Origin of the sequence: uncultured Turicibacter sp. (assembly GCF_938044715.1) — a bacterium.
Taxonomy (GTDB): domain Bacteria; phylum Bacillota_I; class Bacilli_A; order MOL361; family Turicibacteraceae; genus Turicibacter; species Turicibacter sanguinis.
Genome location: NZ_CALIOS010000076.1, coordinates 1 through 15,174, shown reverse-complemented (window position 1 = coordinate 15,174; position 15,174 = coordinate 1). Strand labels below are relative to the sequence as shown.

Here is a 15,174-nt window from a genome sequence, read left to right as displayed (position 1 = left end):
CAGAATAACTTAAAGAACAATCTAAATATTTTTCAATAATTAAAAGCAATAATGAAATATTTTACTTTTTATGTATAATATATATTTGTGTTCTACCATTTCCTAAAATTTTCTATTTGATTTTATAGGAAGCCATTGTTAAAATGTCATTTAGGCTATCTATAGCCAAAATTAAATGGAAAATTTATCTTAATTTCACATCTTTTTGAAATTTGTTTCATAAAGATTATTAATTTATGGGGGTTTCAAATGAAAGAATTCATGAAGAAGTATTTTTATAATTTCTATTTTATATGTATCATCTCATCATTTGTTTTAAACTTTTTAATTGAGTCATTTAGTCGCCATTCTGTGGGTGCGGCCTTTCATTATCTAATAGAATCACCTGTTGTATTTGCATACAACTCGGCCATTATCTTATTAACCTTATCGCTCGTTCTTTTAGTACGTCGTAAAATTGCCTTATTCGCTTTAATTTCTATCATTTGGTTAGCGGGTGGAATTACAAACGGGATTGTGTTAAATAATCGTGTGACACCTTTTACGGCAAATGAATTAAAATTAATTTCTTCGACGTTTGATATTTTACAAAAATATTTTACAAAATTCCAAATGGGATTAATCGTTGTTGGAATCGCCCTTGCCGTTATAGGGATTATCGTGACTTTCTTCTTCGCACCTAAATCAAAAGAAAAAGTAAACTACAAAAAGAATTTATCAATCTTTGCCATTGGAATTGCTACGTTTACTTTCATCACAACGAGTGCAATTAAATCAGAAGTTATTGCAACATACTTTGGTAACATTGCCTTTGCTTACTTAGATTATGGGTTCCCATACTGTTTTTCAAATACGTTATTAAATACTGGGATTAAACGCCCACTGACTTATAATGAAGAAAAAGTAAAAGAAATTTTTAACAGTTTAAATGTCGATACAAATGATAACGAATTTGATGACTCAAGTTTAACGGTTAGTACCGATAACAACTTACAGGTTACTCAAAAACAAGCACCAAACATTATCATGTTACAATTAGAATCATTCTTCGATCCAACTTACATGAAAGATCTTGAGTTCTCATCAGATCCAGTTCCTAACTTCAGAAAATTAAAAGAACAATTCTCATCTGGATTCTTAAGTGTTCCGTCTATTGGAGCCGGAACAGCAAACACGGAATTTGAGACCATTTCAGGAATGAACCTTGAATACTTTGGACCTGGAGAGTATCCATACAAAACTATTTTACGTAAAACTACAGCTGAAAGTATCCCTTACGATTTAAAACAAATTGGCTATACCACACATGCCATTCACAATAATAAGGGAACGTTCTATACGCGCCAAAAAGTCTTTAAAATGTTAGGGTTTGATACCTTTACGTCAATTGAATACATGAACATTGAGGAAAGAACACCACTTGGTTGGGCAAAAGATAAATACTTAACACAATCCATCGTAGATGCCTTAAATGCCACTGAAAATCAAGATTATATTTATACGATTTCGGTTCAAGGACATGGGGATTATCCTGATACACCTGTTGAGAATCATTCAACCATCACGTTATCTGGTTTAGATGATCCAGCTCGTTTAACGTCATTTGAATACTTTGTCAACGAAATTCATGAAATGGACCAATTCATTGGAGAGTTAATCAATGCCCTATCGATGATTCCTGAAGATACCGTCCTTGTGATGTATGGCGATCACTTACCAACGCTTGATATTACGGATGAAGAGTTATCAAATGGAGACATCTTCCAAACAGAATATGTCATTTGGAACAACTTCAACTTACCAAAAGAAGATGCAGATATCGAGGCCTACCAATTAGGGGCTCACGTTTTAAACCAATTAGACATCCATACAGGAACACTTGTTAACTATCATCAACAATTCCAAGATAGTGAAGACTACCAAGATAATCTAAAGTTATTACAGTATGATATGCTTTATGGAGACCAATACATTTATGATGGTATTAACCCATTTGAACCCACAAAAATGCAAATGGGAGTTAAAGATATTATCATTACAAACGTCTATAATGATGAAGAAGGAAACTTAATTGTTCAAGGTCAAAACTTTACAGACTATAGCCGTGTTCGAATCAATAAAACTGCTTATGATACGACTTATGTTGATCCTGAAACATTAATTGTTCCAAACTATACAATGGATGAATCAGAATCATTCTATATTCAACAAGTAACAGTTACAAACCATGTTTTAAGTACTTCTGAAAAATTCAAAATCGGATTAGAAGAAGAACAATCTGAACACTTTGAACAAGGATATACAGAAGGATATTCTGCTGGTGTTCAGGCTGCTCTTGAGGTACTTGGATATGATATTAACAACCTTCAATTAGATGGTATTTCGATTGAATCAATCTTAATGCCTCAACAAACAGATGAAACACAACCAACGGATACCACAACTGAAGACGTTCAATAAAAAAAGACTGAGCATCAATGCTCAGTCTTTTTTAATTTAATTTAAATCCACACTCATTACAAAACTTCGCTCCCTGTGCTACTTTATTTCCACACTCAGAACAGAATTTTTTACTGACGCTCTCTGAAACTTTCATTCCACATTCAGGACAAAACTTTGCCCCTTTTTGCAAATGATACCCACATCCTTGACAAGACACTTCAGTTGATTTTTCAGTCGCTTGTTGGACCTGTGTTGAGGCTATTGAACCCATTTGCTTCATCATTTCCATTCCCATCGCCATTCCTACTCCAGCTTGCGCCATCGACGCCATTTGAGTACCAGGATTTTGCGTCATCGAATCTAACATCGCCATTTTTTGATATTGATTCATATCGCCAACCATTTCATATGAAGCTGTTTTTTCAATCATTTTTTGAACATTTTCAGGATAAGTAAAACTTGAGATTGTAAACTCTGTTACAGTTAATCCAAGCTTTAACAGTTCCATATCTAAATCCATTTTAATCCCACGAGCAATTTCATATGCATTGGCTTGTAAATTAAATAAATCTTTTCCTTCTTTTGAAATCCAACGCATTAAGAGTTGATCGAGTCTTGATAATACACGCTCCTTGACATCATCCACTGTAACCTGTTGTTTCACACCTGCCATACGATCAATTAGCGCTAAATAATCATCTACCTTCACCGTAAATGTTCCAAAACTTCTAATCGGTAATCCACCCTTTAAATTTGGATTTTGCATGTTAATGGCATTTTTAGTTCCCCATCGAACTAAGAACTCTTTCGTATTCACAAACAAAACCTCAGCACGTAAAGGCGTATTAAATCCAAATTTAAAGCCTTTTAACGTCGTTAAAAATGGAACAATTTCCGATTCAATTTCATAATTTCCTTCGTCTTTAAATACCCCTTCAATCTTGCCATTAAATAAGAAAATAGCATCTTGTCCGGGACGAATCACTAAACGACTGCCACGTTTAATTTCTTTATTTCGCCACATCCAAAAAATGACATCATCACGTGTCTCATTCCATTCTACAACATTTGCAAATTGATTATTAAATAAACCCATACCATTCGCTCCTAACTATTAAAATAAACAAAGAATAAATAAAGAGCAAGTGCTCCTAGTATAATGAGTATCGTAATTTTAACCAAGCTATAAGGATACGTCCCGTGCACACGGCCTGTTTCACCATTAATAATATATTGATAGTTTTTTCCTTTATAATCATAATTAGCACACCAAATCGGTAATAACACATGCTTAAACGTCACATTCTGATACTGCGTTCTGACAACAACATTTCTTGCGGTATCGAAACGACACATAATCTCATGATGCGCCATTGATTCTAGTTCTCGAACCATTTTTTGTTTAGCACATGAGAAACCTTCACTTACCCCTAGATAATACCGTTCCGCTAGATAACCTGATAAATATTCTGGTTTATAGGGTTCTATGCGATCGGTATTATAAGGCTCTACCCCACTCATGATTTGATCGGAGTAATGGGCCGAGGCGTTCACCAAAACATCATCAAAAAATTCATGCAACTGTCCATTGACCGGATACCATCTTATCTTTTGAATCGTCTCTTTTTTCCCATTCACTTCACGTGTCTCATAATAATAACGACCGCCTTGGCCTGTATACGTACTATAAGTTTGAGCATCATAGGTCCAATATGGTACATAAACCGCTTGTAACTTATCACTTTGATACAATAACTTTAAATCATTTGGCGCTAACCAACGTCTTTTCATCCAACGACTCATTTCTTCCATGGCCTGATGTTTATCTATTTTAAAGGGTAAAACGCCTTCTGGCTTAATCCCTGCTGATTGCTTTGTTTTAAGAACATGAGAAGAGCCACAATATGAACAATGGATAGCCGTTGACTGTCTATCAACAACCGTTTCGGCTCCACAGCTTTCACATTTAATAACTTCTGCTTCCTCATTCCAATCAGATTGTGCTTCAAGGCGTGACACGTTGGAAAAATCGTATTCTAAAACATCCCCACTATTATCAATTTTTACTTCTGTCTCACAATAGGGACACTTTAATGATTGGGATTTAATATCAAAAATCATATTTCCGCCACAGTTTTCACATGTAAAAACTTCGACCTCTTCTTTTTGGTGCCCATCCATCTTTTCACTCCCTCTCTAAAAAAGGTTGCAACTAGTAGACTAGCCACAACCTGATTACTCTTTAGTTTAATTCATTCTTTAAAGCGGCTAATTCATCATCAATCACCGATGAACTTCCACCTTTGAGGGCTGCTAGCTCATCTTCAACAGCCGAAGAGGGGGCATCGTATTTGCTCATTAACGACTCGACTTCATCAACCGGTGACGCATTTAAATCTGCCATCGCATTCGCTTCATCAAGCATACGGTTGGCTTTTTCCTCCATACGGGCAAATGCTCCTAAGTTCGTTTTAGCTGCTCCTACAGAGCTTCCAATTTCATTTAAGCGCGATTGCATATTCGCAGCTGCTACTTTTGCCTTAATGGTTTCACGACGTGTATTTAAATCATTAATTTCACTGACTAGTTTATCATGCATTTGGCGCATTTTTCTAGCATTTTCAGAAGCCATTTGAACTTTTTGTTCAAGGGTTTGTTGTTTCTCCACTAAGGTTGCTTTTTTAGATAAAAATAAACGGGCATCGTCATCATTTCCTGCCTCAACTGCACGTTTAGCATACGTTAATAACTTATTTACTTCTTGTGTGCATTCAGCTAATTCACGTTTAGAACGTATTTCTTCAGCCATAACTGCTGCGGTTTCTGCTTTTACTTTTCCTAAATCCTCATTTAGATTACGTAAAATCTGATCCACCATTTTACTAGGATCCTCACACTTATCTAATAAGGCATTCATATTAGCTGACATAATATCGGTAAATCTTTTTAAAATGGACATAACCTCACTCCTCATCATCTTAACGCTTAAATTATATGACATTAACCCGAAAAATATTTATCTCATTAAGTTTAATCAATATTTTACTGCTATAAAAACATCTCGTCAATTACTCACTTGTATAATTACCGTATAATTAGATTCCACAATTCTTCAACTCATATAAAAAACCACCCATAATGGGTGGTTTAATCATATTAAAGTATAATCCCCCAAATAATCGTTGTCACAATCGTAATGGTTAACCCAACTAATGACTCGTAAGGGATTAATTTTAAACGTTCATTGATGCTAACATTTGTTGCTCCTGCTGTTGCATGAAAGAATGATCCATGTGGTAAGTGGTCAAGTACAGTTGCCCCTGCATGAACCATTGCCGCTCCACCAAGTGGAGATACACCTGCAGCCATAATAGCCGGTCCAAATGTTGCCGAAGCAATCGTTGTTCCTGCTGTTGTTGAAGCAGTCGCCGCTCCCATTAAAATCCCTGCAATTGGAGCTAATAAGAATTCTGGAATACTTAATCCATTTAATAAAGCAATGGTTGTTGTTTGTAACGTTGATGCTTTAATAATACCTGCTACTGCTCCCGTTCCAACTAAAAGAACTGCAACTGGCATCATTTTTGTTAATCCAAATGTAATATACTCATTAGTATGTTTCCATTTTCCACAAGCAATCACGCCGATGATTCCACCTACTGGTAAAGCAATTAATGGGTCTACTGTAATTCCAGCCAATGGACGTAAAGCTAATAAAAGAATGGCAACAACTGGTCCAATAACCGCTGCAAAGAAGCTTGGTAAGTCGTCTTGATTTTCTTCTACAACGATTTCTGTTACTTTTTCACCTTTATTAATTAATAACTTAACTAAGAAAACCGTCACAATTAAACCACAAATGGCCGCAATCACGTTTGCTCCCATTAAACTTGATAATTCAACACCAAAGTTTTCAGAAGCTGCAATCGTGTTTGGATTTGGAGAGATAACATTTCCACATTTTCCTCCACCAATCATCGCAAGTAAGATTGCCATTTTTGAATAGTTTAATTTTTTACCTAATGCTAAAGCAATCGGTGCTACTGTAATAACTGCGATATCAATAAATACCCCAGCTGCTGTTAAAATCATTGTCGCTAAAGCTAAAGCGAATAACGCGCGTTTTTCTCCTAATACTTTAACAATCTGTTCTGCAATTTTAGCTGCTGATCCCGTTTTGATTAAAACTCCAGCTAAAACTCCAGACGTAATGATACGAATAATGGCCGGCATCATTCCTTTGGCCCCATCAATCATCGTTGAAACAGTTCCATCAAGTCCTGCTCCTCCAACAAGTCCACCAATTAAAGCTCCTAAAATTAAGCTGTAAGCTGGATGTCCCTTTTTAATAATTAAGAAAATGGCTACAGCTAACCCAAGTAGCGCACCAAACGTTGTAATCTGTAAATCCATGTGGTTACTCTCCTTTATGAAATTGTCATTTAGTTAATGGCTTGAATTAAATTAAAGATTTGCTGCGTTGTTTGCTTCATATTTTCGTAAGCAACTTCTGGCTTCATTGCTTCTTCTAAAGACATCGCACTATTAACGATTGAGAAGTAAGCATCCATTCCTTCTTCATTGCATTTTTTCGCATCATTTGTTGTAGCTCCCGCTACTCCAATGACTTTACAATTATATTTTTTTGCAAGCTTGGCAACTCCAATTGGAGCTTTCCCCATTGCCGTTTGATGATCAATACGACCTTCTCCCGTCATAACAAAATCAGCGTCTTTTAATTCTTCTTCTAACTTCGTTTCTTCTAAAATAATTTTAACACCAGATTCTAATGTTCCGCCTAAGAATGCGGTGAACGCAAATCCAAGTCCACCTGCCGCTCCAGCACCTGGTAAATGAGCAAAATCTTGTCCTTTATGCTTTGCGACAACATCTGCAAAATGCTTTAATCCTGCATCTAATGCTTCTACCATTTCAGGATTTGCTCCTTTTTGTGGTGCATAAATATACGCAGCACCAAGTGTTCCATATAAAGGATTATTAACATCGCAAGCAATTTTAAAGTCACATGACGCTAATTCAGGTAACACATTTGTTTCATCAATTGAAACCACTTGGCTAAGACCTTGGCCCCCTTGCATCACTTCTTGTCCATTAGCATCTAAGAATTTAAATCCTAAAGCCATTAACATCCCAAGCCCGGCATCATTTGTTGATGATCCACCAATTCCAACAATAAATTTTTTACATCCAGCCTCGATGCAATTTTTAATCATCTCTCCAACACCATAGGTTGTTGTCACTAATGGATTACGATTTTCTACTGCTACTAATGGAAGTCCTGCTGCTTGGGCCATTTCAATCACAGCTGTTTCACCAATCATCCCAATTTGGGCACAAACTTTTTCATGTAGTGGTCCACACACTTCTACATTTTTTAACTCACCATTCATTCCAGCTACTAACGCTTCTGTTGTTCCTTCTCCACCATCAGCTAATGGTTTTACAACAACCGTCGCATTAGAATTAGCAGCTAAGATACCTGCTTTTGCTGCTTCACCTGCTTCTATTGAACTTAAACTTCCTTTTAATGAGTCAATAACTACAACGACTTTCATGGTGTCAGCTCTCCTTTAAATACATTAATAATTAATCTAAACCTAACTCTAGACTTAAGCATATGATTTGACATTTCACTTTTCGTCAAAAAGTGACGAGCGAAAGCTATTATAACACCGGTTACATCTTTTGTATACACGCTTTCAAAAAATTCTAAAATTTACTATATTGCTTTTTTAAAAATTTTTCTATTTTAAAGCGTCTATATCTTTCTTTAGTATGTAGCCAATAACCTATTCTATTTCGTCCATACTAAAAATAATTTAGAAAAAGTGGTGATGAAAATTGTTATTTAAAAACCGTTTTGATGCAGGTTAATTATTAAGTCAACATTTAAAACTCTACCATGATAAAGAGATAATCATGCTTTTAGTCCCTAGAGGTGGAGTTGAAGTGGGCCTTCCTTCAATTAAACATTTTCAATTTGAATGGGATTTGATAATTACTCGAAAAATTGGAGCTCCTCATCATAAAGAAATAGCGATTGGAGCCGTAACTGTCGATGGACAATATTTATTGTATGAAGAATATATTGAACACCTCCACGTTCCGACTGGCTATATTGAGCAAGAGATTGAAAAAGAATTACGTGAAATCAAGCGACGATTAATCACATATCGTGGCCATGATTCCTTTCCAAACGTTCAACATAAAGGGGTCATTTTAGTCGATGATGGAATAGCGACAGGATTTACTCTTTTAGCTGCCATTAAATCGATTAAAGCTCATCAACCCAAAAAATTGATTTTAGCGGTTCCTGTTGGACCAACAGAAACGATTGAAGCCCTCCGTCAATTTGTAGATGAGATTATTTGTCTTCATTCAATCGATCACTTCACCTCAGTAGGAGCCTATTATGAGACGTTTCCTCAAGTCACAGAAGAGCAAATGTCCTATTACTTAGAAGACCTAAAAAAGGTCCATCATCATGTAAAAAGCCTTATCCCACTGGATAAGGCTTTTTATTTAATTTGCTGAACTTTTGTATCTTTTTATCCTTGATCATTAAAGACAACTATAATGATTTTGGACTCACTAATTCTAAATGATAGAAATCTTCGTATCCATAATCCCCGACATGATTTAAGTACGTGCGAATAATCGCACGAGCATTTAGGCCACATCCTCTTAATTCATCTTCTAATTCTTCACTATTATGATAATCTACTAAACGTTCAATGACTTGTTCAAGCGTTGAACGGTCAAGTTCTAATAAGTCAACATTTGATTCGATATACCCACCTTCACGTAAAAACATGACTAAATACATTTGATCCATCTTAAAACCTCCTAACAGCGTTACGCTCTATTATAGCACAAGGTAATCCCCCATAATCAACTGACCTAAACTCTTTTTTAAAGAAATGTGACATCCTGTCATATTTACCTTTAAAACCACCCATAGAATAAGGAATCTTTCCTTCACGCTACTCCCCCAAAGAAAAAGCAGTTCGACTGATTCGAACTGCTTTTTTATCTAATTTTTAAACCATAAAAATTCATAAGGTTCAACAACAATCACTTCATCTTCTAAATGAATCCTTTTATCACTGACAAGGTCTGACATCATCCCACTAAATCCACACTGTTTCATTTCAGTTGTTGGAAGATACAATTTATGTTCGGAGAAGTTAAATAATAATAACATTTTGGCATCATCTTGGAATTTGCCGATTCCATAAACATGGTGATTTGACAAGCGGAGGATCTCATTTTTCACATCCCCAGCAAATAATGGCTCATTTTTGCGAATGTTAATGAGATGCTTTAGCATTTGGAAAACTTGACCCACTGGTGTCGTTAAATCATGACGTTTTTTCGCACGATCCCAGTCCATTGCTGGTCGGTGAACCCAACGCCCTTCACGGCATTTATGTTCATCTTCTAAGTAAGAATAATCATTAATCGTTGCTAATTCATCACAACTATAAAGAAGCGGGATTCCTTGTGATCCTAGTAATAAGGCGTGTATGAGATTAATACGAGCAATGGCTGTTTCAATCATGGCACTATTATCATATCTTAACGCCTGCTCAAGTCCAGCTAAACTTGCAAGTGTTCCATTAATTCTTGCATCACGCGTCACTGGATTATATTGATAAATTTCTCCTGTTGCAAAACTTCCCGGGAACTTTCCGCTATAAAAATCAATCATAAATTGCTTATGATCCACTGGATTTGAGCCCGTTAACCAAATCGCATCCTCACTAAATCCCCATCCAATATCATCGTGACAACGTGCATAATTAATCCAAGTTCCCGATTTTGGTGTCGTGTACCTCTCACTATCCAAACGCATGACACGAGTATCCCGAGTCGCTAACGAATTCCAAATATTCACCATAAAATTCGCATTATACATTAACTCGCACTCGACTTTGTGCTCATCTCCAAAATACTTTACAATCTCATAAGGCTCAACAATCGCTTCTCCAAGTAAAACAAGGGATGGACACGCAATTTCTTTAATCAGATGTAGCAGATGCATCAATTCATGAATCATCGGTAAATTACGGCACGACGTTCCAAGCTCTTTCCACATAAACGGAATCGCATCTAACCGAATAATATTAACCCCTGTATTTGCTAAAAACAACATAATATCAACCATTTGCTCAAACACATAAGGATTCTTAAAATTCAAATCCCACTGAAAATCACTAAACGACGTAAAGACATGATGATTAATTTCTTCATAATAAGTAAAATTCCCCGGGCACTTATCCGGTAAAACCTCAGGCACCGTCTTATTATAAAGAGCTGGAATATCATAATGCTCATACATCATATACATGCTCTGATAAAAATAATTCCCCTCAAGCGCACGTTTCGCCCACTCATGTTCCTTCGCCGTGTGATTTAACACGTAGTCGATGCAAACCGAAATCCCCGCTTCCCGAAACTCGCTTAACATCTGAATAAAATCATTCATCGTTCCAATGCGTGGATCAATATCACGGTAATCTTCTACCGCATACCCTCCATCATTTTCCCCTTCACGAGGCTTTAAAAGAGGCATCAAATGAACATACGTCACCCCTAACTCTTTCAAATACGGAATTTTTTGACTTAAATTTTTCAAATCCCCCGCAAATAAATCCACATAAAGCATCATTCCAATCATATCCTGGGCCATAAACCAATGTGAATCACGCTGATCTAATGCTTTAAGTTCTGCTTGACGTTCCTGATATTTTTTTTCAATCACCCTCATCAGCGACTCAAAATCTTCATCACTCGCTCCAAATTGATCATAGACATAATGATACGTCCACTTTAAGTCATCATAATGCTTCGCTAACCGTTGTTCAAACTCATCTCTTCTTCCCATCCTATTCTATCGCTACTTTTCATGAAAACTCACACCAAATAAGGGAACCTTCCCACACAATCAATAACTATTTAATTCTCCGTCCCCAAATCCCCGTCACATGAAAAGTCGCTACGCTCCTTTCCATTATTATTATTCCTATTTAAGATGAATTATAGCATTAAATGAAAAAGAGGTAAATATAGAATGGTATCGATTTCATAAATTTTAGTAAAATAAAAAGCGAGTTAAAACCTCACTTTTCATATCCTGGTTCAAGCAAATATTGATTCTGAATCACTAACTTTCCTTGATCATTAAAAACTAGAATAGATTGGATCATACCAAGTGTTTGAGAATTTGTCTGTCCTATAATTCGCTGTTGAACTAATAAACTAAACGCATCTTGATACGGTTGCTTAATCGGATAAATCACATTCGGTGCCAAAACTTGTGGCAATGAGTTTTCATCGTCTATCTCTACTAAAAATATCATTTGGGTTTGATCACAAAGAACAAAGGCCTGCTCATCATTTACAAGTTGTGTGCTAAATACCAACTGCTTTGAAATCTCATCATCACGACATACCAACTTCAACTGATTTTTTTCTACCTCAACCAATCCTAAAACTGTATAATCTCCACTACCACCTGATTGACCAACCACCAAAATTTGATCTTTTCCTAATGATAAAAAATCCCCTAAATATAAATGCATCGCATATCCACCGAATGGTAACTCACAACTTAATGGCGCGATTTCTTTTCCAGCCACTACTAATTTCAACTGATTCATAAAAAGTCCATCATCTTCTGAATCTCCATAAAGCACAACTTTCTCACATTTGACATTGCCAAATACATCCCCATACTGAATATCTAACAACGTTTGAGCCATGTTATCACTCCTTTTTTTCAGACTAGTATATCTTATGTTAAAAGTCCATAAAGTGTCTCTCATCATTCACAGTTTAATTGAAAATACTCATTAAATAGGTTAAAAAATACAATGACTCCTACATTATGACTTATTTTTTAGGGACCTTCTTGCCCTCTTAAACCAAAGTTATCATTGAACCATCACTTGAATTAAGAGGGAACAGATCCCTTGATAAAATTAGGCTTACGTCTAGTGATCCTCCTATCGCCTCAAATGCCTTGAAATGAAATTCAAATCTTAAACTGATGACCCATCTTTTCACTTCATTATTTTTAAAAATTTGTTCATCATCTTTAAAAAAGAATCTGAATTGAAATAGACTCACTTTTGAATAAATCTCTCCACTTTATTCCATAATGAAATCGATAAGAGGTGATTTGCATGAATATTCTTGAAATTTTAAAACTCCTCGGTTGGGAAATTATTTCCGCGGACAATAAAAAACAACAATATACTATCACTGAAAGTATTGAACGAGTTCAACGTGAAACAGAACAAGATGGAAGAATTTATGGTGAAACAACCGTGACGATTGATGATGTTTCCTTCGATGAGTTTGGCAATCTTTATATTATTTTTCAAGATGCCTATACTGGACATTACGTTGATAATTTTGTCTATAACCGAATGGAAAAAAATGAAATATACATTTAAAAAACGAAGTTCTGATTATCGAACTTCGTTTTTTAAATTCATTGATTAAAGGTTGCTGATTGTAAGTTAAACAATAGATATAAAATACTTTCACGACTATCTGTAATTTTCCATGTGCTATCTTTTTTTATTAAGCGAATCTCAGCCGAACGCTCTGTATAAGTTACCTCCTCTAAACAAGATAGCATCAAACTCTCATCAAAAGAAACAGGAGATGAGTGATCTTGACTTTCTTGAATAAAAGCAGATTGATACTGCATGAGTTCTGCTGCTATATCTGGTCCCGTGACACTCACCTTAACATACGCGACTTCTTTATTCATTTTCTGTGACAAAACTTCAAATTGAATATCTTTTATTAACTCAAAAATTCGTTGATCAACATCCGTTAACTGATCTGTTTTTTTCATTTTAGCATCATTAAATAAACTAAGAAAATCTCCTTCTGTCCCTTTTTGGATTTCACTAAAATAAGATTCTACAATTAACGAGGGTGAGGGTTGCCCCCATCCCACAAGACTTAAAGCAATAAACACGATGAAACTCATCATGAATGCCCATCTAAAACTTCTCATCAGCTTCACTCCTTTTAAAAAGTAAACGATTCTATTTCTTAGTATTTCATAAAAGGATTATTTCATTCATTAATTCACAAAAAAAATCCCCCTCCCTTTTACACTTTCCCCCTATTAAAAAAGGAGTTGTCGTCTGACAACTCCTCATGTATTAGAATTTTAAATTGGCAAATGCATCTGCAAAGGCTGAATTTAATGGTTCTGCTTGTTTTTCTTGTTCACGTAAATACTTTTGAACATCACGTTTACTTCCTTGTTTTTTCTGTTCTTGCTTACGTTTATTAAAGTTGCTTAGCTTTTCACGATAACCACAAGTACAAGCAAAGATGCGCCCTTCTCCTTCTCCACGAAGCTCAAGTTTTTTATGGCAGTTTGGACAACGAGAATTTGTCACTTGAGACACTGTTTTACGCGTTCCACATTCGCGATCTTGGCAAACTAACATCTTACCGCGTTTTCCATTTACCGCTAACATGGGCTTCCCACAGTCAGGACATTTAGTAGTTGTTAAATTATCGTGCTTATATTTAGCGTCGCTCCCTTTTATTTCTTCAACGATTGCTACCGCATACTCACGCATTTGTCCAACAAAAACTTGACGTTTTAATTTACCGTTTGCAATATCACTCAACTTTTGTTCCCACTGCCCGGTTAACTCAGGTGATTTTAAATCGGCTGGCGCCAGCTCAAGTAATTGGCGTCCCTTTGATGTTAAATGAATCTCTTGACCACGTTTCTCGATCATGAAACCATTAAATAATTTTTCAATGATATCCGCACGTGTTGCAACCGTTCCAAGTCCACCTGTCTGACTTAATGTTTTCGCGATTTCTTTATCACTTGAATTCATAAAGCGTGCTGGATTTTCCATGGCTGATAACAGGGTTCCTTCATTAAAGTAAGCCGGTGGTTGTGTCTTTCCTTGTGTCTTAATTAATCTTGAGATTGGTAATTTCATGCCCTCTTCTACAATCGGAAGTACTTGGTCATCATCTGAATCTTCATCAAAGCCGTACACTTCCTTATATCCCGCAGAAATCACACGTTTTCCTTTTGCCGTAAAGTTCTCAGACCCAATTTTAGCTAAAAGCGTCGTTTGCTCGTATACAAATGGTTTTGATAACACCGCTAAGAATCGTTTCACGACGAGGTCGAAAATTTTACGTTCTTTATCACTTAAATCCGTTAATAACACCGTTTGTTCCGTTGGAATAATGGCATGGTGATCGCTTACTTTTTTGTCATCTACAAACGATTTATTGGCTACGATTTTTGATTTTAATAATCCGTTAGCTGCCCCACGATAAGGACCAATGGCCACCGCTTTTAAACGATCCGGTAACGTTTCAACAATATCACTTGAGATATAACGAGAATCGGTACGAGGATACGTCAGAGCTTTATGTTGCTCATATAATTTTTGCATAATTGATAACGTTTCTTTCGCTGAGAAACCAAATAAACGGTTCGCATCACGTTGTAATTCTGTTAAATCATATAATCCTTTAGCATACTCTTTTTTCTCAACTTTCGTTACCTTCTCAATGATGGCTGGTTGCTGATTTAAGGTCGTTAATAGGGCTGTCACTTTATCTTCATCAAACGTTTTAACATCTTTTGACTTACTATCTTGCCACGTTAACTTTAATCCATGACTAATCGCACTGATTCCAAAG

The 15,174-nt window shown here is 35.9% G+C and carries 13 protein-coding genes; 3 read left to right on the top strand and 10 right to left on the bottom strand.

Going from position 1 to position 15,174, the window contains the following annotated elements; genetic code table 11:
- The first annotated feature begins 249 nt into the window (after nt 1-249).
- Entirely contained in the window at nt 250-2,460 is a 2,211-nt protein-coding gene (locus QWC74_RS08255; RefSeq protein WP_288993975.1) for an alkaline phosphatase family protein, read from the top strand.
- A gap of 31 nt (nt 2,461-2,491) precedes the next feature.
- On the opposite strand, the gene QWC74_RS08250 is transcribed toward QWC74_RS08255, so the two are convergent.
- The 5 genes from QWC74_RS08250 to QWC74_RS08230 form a co-directional block, all read right to left on the bottom strand.
- On the bottom strand, nt 2,492-3,538 hold the full coding sequence (locus QWC74_RS08250) for an SPFH domain-containing protein (protein WP_006783602.1): 1,047 nt from the start codon (nt 3,536-3,538) through the stop codon (nt 2,492-2,494).
- An 11-nt stretch (nt 3,539-3,549) separates the two neighbouring features.
- Nucleotides 3,550-4,623 carry a hypothetical protein gene (locus QWC74_RS08245; protein WP_006783601.1) on the bottom strand — a complete coding sequence of 358 codons (1,074 nt, stop codon included), beginning with the start codon at nt 4,621-4,623 and terminating at the stop codon, nt 3,550-3,552.
- 61 nt (nt 4,624-4,684) lie between these two features.
- Nucleotides 4,685-5,401: a PspA/IM30 family protein gene (locus tag QWC74_RS08240; protein WP_006783600.1), complete on the bottom strand. Its 717-nt coding sequence runs from the start codon at nt 5,399-5,401 to the stop codon at nt 4,685-4,687.
- 197 nt (nt 5,402-5,598) lie between these two features.
- Nucleotides 5,599-6,855: a GntP family permease gene (locus tag QWC74_RS08235; protein WP_006783599.1), complete on the bottom strand. Its 1,257-nt coding sequence runs from the start codon at nt 6,853-6,855 to the stop codon at nt 5,599-5,601.
- Between the two features lie 29 nt (nt 6,856-6,884).
- The gene (locus QWC74_RS08230) at nt 6,885-8,018 is read right to left on the bottom strand and encodes a glycerate kinase (protein ID WP_006783598.1); all 1,134 of its coding nucleotides are present in this window, start codon (nt 8,016-8,018) and stop codon (nt 6,885-6,887) included.
- Nucleotides 8,019-8,382: 364 nt separating this feature from the next.
- Between QWC74_RS08230 and QWC74_RS08225 the strand changes: the two genes are divergently transcribed.
- Nucleotides 8,383-8,997 carry a phosphoribosyltransferase family protein gene (locus QWC74_RS08225; RefSeq protein ID WP_353888911.1) on the top strand — a complete coding sequence of 205 codons (615 nt, stop codon included), beginning with the start codon at nt 8,383-8,385 and terminating at the stop codon, nt 8,995-8,997.
- A 37-nt stretch (nt 8,998-9,034) separates the two neighbouring features.
- Here QWC74_RS08225 and QWC74_RS08220 read toward each other — a convergent pair whose 3' ends face one another.
- From QWC74_RS08220 to QWC74_RS08210, 3 genes are all read right to left on the bottom strand, one after another.
- Nucleotides 9,035-9,298 (bottom strand): hypothetical protein, encoded by a 264-nt coding sequence (locus tag QWC74_RS08220; RefSeq protein ID WP_006783596.1) that lies wholly within the window; start codon nt 9,296-9,298, stop codon nt 9,035-9,037.
- A gap of 198 nt (nt 9,299-9,496) precedes the next feature.
- The gene (locus QWC74_RS08215; RefSeq protein ID WP_006783595.1) at nt 9,497-11,350 is read right to left on the bottom strand and encodes an alpha-amylase family protein; all 1,854 of its coding nucleotides are present in this window, start codon (nt 11,348-11,350) and stop codon (nt 9,497-9,499) included.
- Between the two features lie 235 nt (nt 11,351-11,585).
- A complete protein-coding gene (locus tag QWC74_RS08210; protein WP_006783594.1) occupies nt 11,586-12,227 on the bottom strand; it encodes a hypothetical protein in 642 nt (213 codons plus the stop codon).
- 423 nt (nt 12,228-12,650) lie between these two features.
- Here QWC74_RS08210 and QWC74_RS08205 point away from each other — a divergent pair, with 423 nt between their 5' ends.
- A complete protein-coding gene (locus QWC74_RS08205) occupies nt 12,651-12,923 on the top strand; it encodes a hypothetical protein (protein WP_006783593.1) in 273 nt (90 codons plus the stop codon).
- A 38-nt stretch (nt 12,924-12,961) separates the two neighbouring features.
- On the opposite strand, the gene QWC74_RS08200 is transcribed toward QWC74_RS08205, so the two are convergent.
- Together QWC74_RS08200 and QWC74_RS08195 are read right to left on the bottom strand one after the other, a co-directional pair.
- A complete protein-coding gene (locus QWC74_RS08200; protein ID WP_006783592.1) occupies nt 12,962-13,498 on the bottom strand; it encodes a hypothetical protein in 537 nt (178 codons plus the stop codon).
- 151 nt (nt 13,499-13,649) lie between these two features.
- Nucleotides 13,650-15,174, bottom strand: a 1,525-nt coding sequence (locus QWC74_RS08195; RefSeq protein ID WP_288993974.1) for a DNA topoisomerase, incomplete at its 5' end; no start/stop codon positions are given.

What these genes read in the sequence shown, in the direction of transcription:
- QWC74_RS08255 (WP_288993975.1), top strand. Translation starts at nt 250, where the DNA reads ATGAAAGAATTCATGAAGAAGTATTTTTATAATTTCTATTTTATATGT.
- QWC74_RS08235 (WP_006783599.1), bottom strand. Translation starts at nt 6,855, where the DNA reads ATGGATTTACAGATTACAACGTTTGGTGCGCTACTTGGGTTAGCTGTA.
- QWC74_RS08250 (WP_006783602.1), bottom strand. Translation starts at nt 3,538, where the DNA reads ATGGGTTTATTTAATAATCAATTTGCAAATGTTGTAGAATGGAATGAG.
- QWC74_RS08240 (WP_006783600.1), bottom strand. Translation starts at nt 5,401, where the DNA reads ATGTCCATTTTAAAAAGATTTACCGATATTATGTCAGCTAATATGAAT.
- QWC74_RS08215 (WP_006783595.1), bottom strand. Translation starts at nt 11,350, where the DNA reads ATGGGAAGAAGAGATGAGTTTGAACAACGGTTAGCGAAGCATTATGAT.
- QWC74_RS08200 (WP_006783592.1), bottom strand. Translation starts at nt 13,498, where the DNA reads ATGAGAAGTTTTAGATGGGCATTCATGATGAGTTTCATCGTGTTTATT.
- QWC74_RS08220 (WP_006783596.1), bottom strand. Translation starts at nt 9,298, where the DNA reads ATGGATCAAATGTATTTAGTCATGTTTTTACGTGAAGGTGGGTATATC.
- QWC74_RS08205 (WP_006783593.1), top strand. Translation starts at nt 12,651, where the DNA reads ATGAATATTCTTGAAATTTTAAAACTCCTCGGTTGGGAAATTATTTCC.
- QWC74_RS08210 (WP_006783594.1), bottom strand. Translation starts at nt 12,227, where the DNA reads ATGGCTCAAACGTTGTTAGATATTCAGTATGGGGATGTATTTGGCAAT.
- QWC74_RS08230 (WP_006783598.1), bottom strand. Translation starts at nt 8,018, where the DNA reads ATGAAAGTCGTTGTAGTTATTGACTCATTAAAAGGAAGTTTAAGTTCA.
- QWC74_RS08245 (WP_006783601.1), bottom strand. Translation starts at nt 4,623, where the DNA reads ATGGATGGGCACCAAAAAGAAGAGGTCGAAGTTTTTACATGTGAAAAC.
- QWC74_RS08225 (WP_353888911.1), top strand. Translation starts at nt 8,383, where the DNA reads ATGCTTTTAGTCCCTAGAGGTGGAGTTGAAGTGGGCCTTCCTTCAATT.